The sequence below is a fragment of the Moorena sp. SIO3H5 genome (genome assembly GCF_010692395.1).
GTDB lineage: Bacteria > Cyanobacteriota > Cyanobacteriia > Cyanobacteriales > Coleofasciculaceae > Moorena.
Window position 1 is genome coordinate 1 of sequence record NZ_JAAHHS010000513.1, and the last position, 4772, is coordinate 4772.

A 4772-nucleotide genomic window follows, 5' to 3' on the forward strand; every position below is an offset into this window, starting at 1 on the left:
TCCCCAGAGTCTAACGGTTTTATCCCCTGACGCGGACGCAATGGTTTGACCATCTGGGCTGATGGCAACTTTGTAAATGCGGTCATTATGCCCCTGAAACGTCCTTAGTAATGTCCCATTATAGCCCCAAAGTTTAACAGTTTTGTCCCCTGACGCGGACGCAATGGTTTTACCATCTGGGCTAATGGCCACTCCATAAACAGTAGCGCTATGGTCTTTAAGGGTAGTAATCAAGGTACCGTCAGCTTTCCAGAGTTTGACGGTTTTGTCTCCAGACCCTGAAGCAATCATCTGGCTGTCGGGGCTAATGGCAATACCATAAACCCCAGCTTGATGGCCGTTGAGGGTTTTATAGGGTCGGGCTTGAAACGTTCCCTGACTATCCCGTTTCCAGAGTTTGACGGTTTTGTCGTCACTAGCGGAAGCAATCAGATTCCCGTCTAGGCTAATGGCAATGTCGTAAACCCCAGCTTGATGACCGTTTAGGGTAGAGATTAGTTTACCATCCAGTGTCCAGAGTTTGATGGTCTTATCGTAACTAGCAGTAGCGATTAGATTAGCATCCTGGTTAATGGCAACTGCCCAAACCTGATTACTATGCTTTACTAAGCGATTATATTCAACAGTCCCATAAACTGCCTGTCTTAGCACGGATTCTACTTGAGTTTCCGTAGCCTGGTCTGCGTTACCAAAGGTTTTCAATCGTTGCTTGGCTCTGATGGCTTCTACTAGGGCGTCTAATTGTTGATTGGAGGCAAAGAGGGCTGCTGAGGATTTTGCGATCGCATTCATTTCGCTAATAGCTGACCGTCTATATCCCAGGTAAGTGGTCACCCCTAACCCCGTAGAAACCATCAATGCTGTGCCCACTGCCATTAGCAACAACTTCAGTCGTCTGGCACTTTTTTTCTGTTCTGCTAATCTTGCTTCTGCTTCCTTCGCCCGTTCTGCTTCTAAATACCGTTGTTGTTCAATCCAGCTTAATTCTTGAGAAGCAGCTAAGAATTCATCATCTATTACGCTCAACCGTTTGCCCGCTTTCCAGTTTAAGGCTTCTGCTAAAGCTTGTCCTCGCAACAGCCGAGAATTATCTTCACGGTTGGACGCTAACCAAGCATTGAGGGCTTGATTATAAGGTCGGAGATTCCCTAATTTTTGCTCAACCCAATTCTGATTAAAAATATACTGGTAAATACGATTATAAACCCTTAACACTGGGGAAGTTTTATTATCCTGACCAGGCTGTTTAACAACTAACCCACTTAGCCGTAATTCTATTTGTTCAGGACTGTCATCCGCAGCAATTTCTCCCTGTTGTAAGATTTGCTGATAAAGCGCCAATAACCGACTAGACCCTTGTTCATTTCTGATAATCCGTTCCCGTAAGGTTCGTAAATGCTCCGGTTGATCATTGCCTTCCCAGTTTTCAATAATTTCCTTACGCACAAGCTGCTCTAACCAAAATCCTTCCGTACCAGGGGGAATAGTCAGAGAGCCACTAATTGCCGTTTGATTCGATATCTGCACCAGATAGCAGAGCTTTTGAGTCAGAAATGGTTGTCCTCCTGTCCAAGCTAATATCTCTTTAAGAACAGTTTGGGGATTGTCTACTAATCCTACTAATCCTGATGCTAATGGTTGAGCTTCTTCTAGGGTAAACCCATGTAAATCAATAGCCTTACCAATATTAAAAGGAGTTCGTTCTTTCTGGGAAATTAAATCCGAAGGGGTTGCTACTCCAAATAAAGCAAAGGTGAGGCGATTGTAGTCAGGATTTTCCGCTCGCTGGTTATAGCAGGCTCGAATCAAAGCAAAAAAATCATCGGTGGGAAAATTAAGGCTAATAACGCTATCGATTTCATCGATAAAAATAAAAATATTTTCGCTTTTCAGGTTAACTAATAAAATCTCTTCGATTACCTGACTCAAGCGCTGGATTTCCGATAAATCATCGTGTTCACGCCACCAAGTTTTTAAGTTAACTTTCCTGGAAAGTTTGAAATTCCTTAATAACTCAACTACTAATCCTTTGTACCACTGCTGGGGAGTAATAGTTTCGCTACCAATTATGGTCATATCAATAGAAGCGCAGCTAAAACCAGCTTGTTGCAGTCGATGCTTGATCCGTAAGCGCAAGCTAGACTTACCCATCTGTCGGGAGTTGAACACATAACAAAACTCCCCCCTAATTAAGGCGTTATAAAGTTCAGCATCAGCTCGACGCTCTACATAACTAGGGGCATTTAATTTTAAACTACCACCGACTTGATATTCGTAGGTATCCATGTGTAGCAGTTTTCAATTGGGTGAGCTATTTTTTTTCTGGGTTTTAGGGAGTAGGGAGCAGGGAGCAGGGAGCAGGGAGCTAAGCTATCAGCTATCAGCTTCTGGGCTACGTTACGTCACAGGCTAGAAGCCTGTGCCACCTGCTGACTGCTGACGGCTGAGGGCTGACGGCTTACTGGGAATCAAATCAGCCCACAACATTGCTATGTCTGTTCCAGCAGTCTTATTTCTAAATTTATCAGATAAACGGGCTATTTGTTCCTCAGAAAAATGATTCTTCCAATCTCCGATTTCTCCTTTGCGGATAAAGGGTGTCATTTCGTTAGGTCGCTGACTCGACCACCGACTTTGGTCTTGGCTCATGCTGGTAAAACTAGTGTGTTTTAGAATGCTATTGAAAATTTCAGCATTATTGAGTTTGTCTAGATATGAACTCCCTAAAAACTTAGCAATTTCTCGAATATAGTTGGGAGTATCAGCTTTCATAGCTTCGTAAGTGATAAACAAAACATTGTCATCGTGGCGATGGTCATACCAAGACAGTAAATGTTCGAAATAATCGCCCCAATCAACTTCCCCTTCAATAAAGCATTCAAAAAAATCATTAAAGGTTCCTTCAGCAAAATTATAGTGCTTCACAAACCCTTTAGTATGGTAATAAAAAGAAACAACACAATCAAAGGGATTGCGAGCAATATAGATATACTTGGCATCAGCACAGTAAGGGGTGAAGGAGAAAGGAAGATGAGTTTTAATAAACCTTGGTGATGGCATTGCTGCTACAAACTCAGCACCCACTTCTTCTAGATGAGGTACTTCTAAATTGATGTCTTTGCCCACAGGTAGGGGTTCGCCATCATGGTGTAGCATCCAGACAATATGTTGAACCCAAGTTGTGCCACATTTGGGATACGTAACAATAAAGTTATCCTCCGGTTGAGCAATGTAATTGAGTCCAGATTCAAAACAGCTTACCGGAAATCCCATAGGAATACGGAATCCCCGACACTTGGAGTAGTGGGGTTTTTGTCGTTTTTGGTTCATTGTTGATCGTTAGGGAATAGGTAATCGGGAATCGGGAATCGGGAATCGGGAATCGGGAATCGGGAATTGGGAGTCGGGAGTCGGGGGAATAAACTTAACTGTATATCATAAGTACGATAAACGGTATAAAAGGGAACAGGGAACAGGGAACAGGGAACAGGGAACAGGGAGTCAGGGAAAGACAATTGACTGTACCTCATCTAGCAATTATCAGACTCATTCGGAGATTTTTTTTTATGGTTATGTTACATCAGGAATATTTGTGATTATATATACATAATACTATAGCATTAAATCTAGATTTTATTGTTAATAAAATAATTTATTTTGATTTTTTATTACTATCAATAGTGTTGAAATATAATATAAAATATGGTTTATAAAACGCTGATAAATCGCAATTTATTTTGTATATAATTTATAATTATTCCTAACACGATACTCCTGAAGTGATATTCCTGAAGCGATACTCCAAATTATTAAATTCTGGATAACGTTGGTTATATCGAAATAAGGTAAATCCGTTTAACTACATTATTTATAGTAATATTGTTTGTTGTCGTTTGTCTTTTATACAAAATTAATTAAAAATTCACTATATAGCGTTTATCCTACTTATGAGGTACAATTTTTTACCGATTCCCGATTCCCGATTCCCGATTCCCGATTCCCGATTCCCGATTCCCTACTCCCTGTTTCCAATTCCCGATTCCCTGAAATGATTATTCAAACCCTACCTAAAAACGTAGTTCATCTAATTGCTGCTGGGGAAGTGATTGATTCAATAGCCGCAGTGGTGCGAGAACTGATCGAAAATTCCCTTGATGCTGGGGCAACTCGGATTACCGTTTCCCTGTGGACTGAGCAATGGCGGGTACGAGTGGCAGATAATGGCACAGGGATGGAGGTCAAGAATTTGCAAAAAGCGGCTTTTGCCCACAGTACTAGCAAAATCTCTAGTAGTGATGATCTGTGGAAGATTACTAGTTTGGGATTTCGTGGGGAAGCGTTGCATAGTTTGGCGGCTGTGGCAGAGTTAGAAATTTTGAGCCGATGTCCAGGAAATAGTCAGGGGTGGCGAGTAATCTATAATTCCCAAGGTGAACTGCGTCAGATTGAAAGTGCTGCGATCGCACCCGGTACGATTGTGATCGTGTCTAATTTATTTGGTAAGTTGCCCGTGCGTCGCCAGGGTTTACCGGCGATGGCACAACAGTTGCGTGCTGTCCAAACCATTATTCATCAACATGCTCTGTGTCATCCCAAGGTTAGCTGGCAAGTGGAGCAAAATGGACGTCCATGGTTTAATCTTTGTCCTGGTCATACTGCCCAACAGATTCTGCCTCAAATTATCAAGCAGTTAAAGGAAAGTGATTTGCAGCCGTTAACGGTAGAAGTGCCCATACCGGATTCCGCAACAGAGCAAGAACAGGATAAAAGCA

4 protein-coding genes are annotated in these 4772 nt (G+C 42.1%); 1 reads left to right on the forward strand and 3 read right to left on the reverse strand.

Annotated features, from left to right (window positions below; translation table 11 throughout):
• The 3 genes from F6K52_RS32530 to F6K52_RS32540 form a co-directional block, all read right to left on the reverse strand.
• Positions 1–2286: AAA-like domain-containing protein (locus F6K52_RS32530; RefSeq protein WP_293088641.1), on the reverse strand; the 2286-nt coding region annotated here is incomplete at its 3' end.
• A 123-nt stretch (positions 2287–2409) separates the two neighbouring features.
• Positions 2410–3330, reverse strand: coding sequence for a sulfotransferase domain-containing protein (locus F6K52_RS32535; RefSeq protein WP_293088643.1), 921 nt, complete (start codon positions 3328–3330; stop codon positions 2410–2412).
• On the reverse strand, positions 3327–3530 hold the full coding sequence (locus tag F6K52_RS32540; protein ID WP_293088645.1) for a hypothetical protein: 204 nt from the start codon (positions 3528–3530) through the stop codon (positions 3327–3329). The genes F6K52_RS32535 and F6K52_RS32540 overlap by 4 nt, the downstream gene beginning before the upstream one ends.
• A gap of 518 nt (positions 3531–4048) precedes the next feature.
• On the opposite strand from F6K52_RS32540, the gene mutL reads away from it, so the two are divergent.
• The coding region (gene mutL / locus F6K52_RS32545) for a DNA mismatch repair endonuclease MutL (RefSeq protein WP_293088647.1) at positions 4049–4772 on the forward strand (724 nt) is incomplete at its 3' end.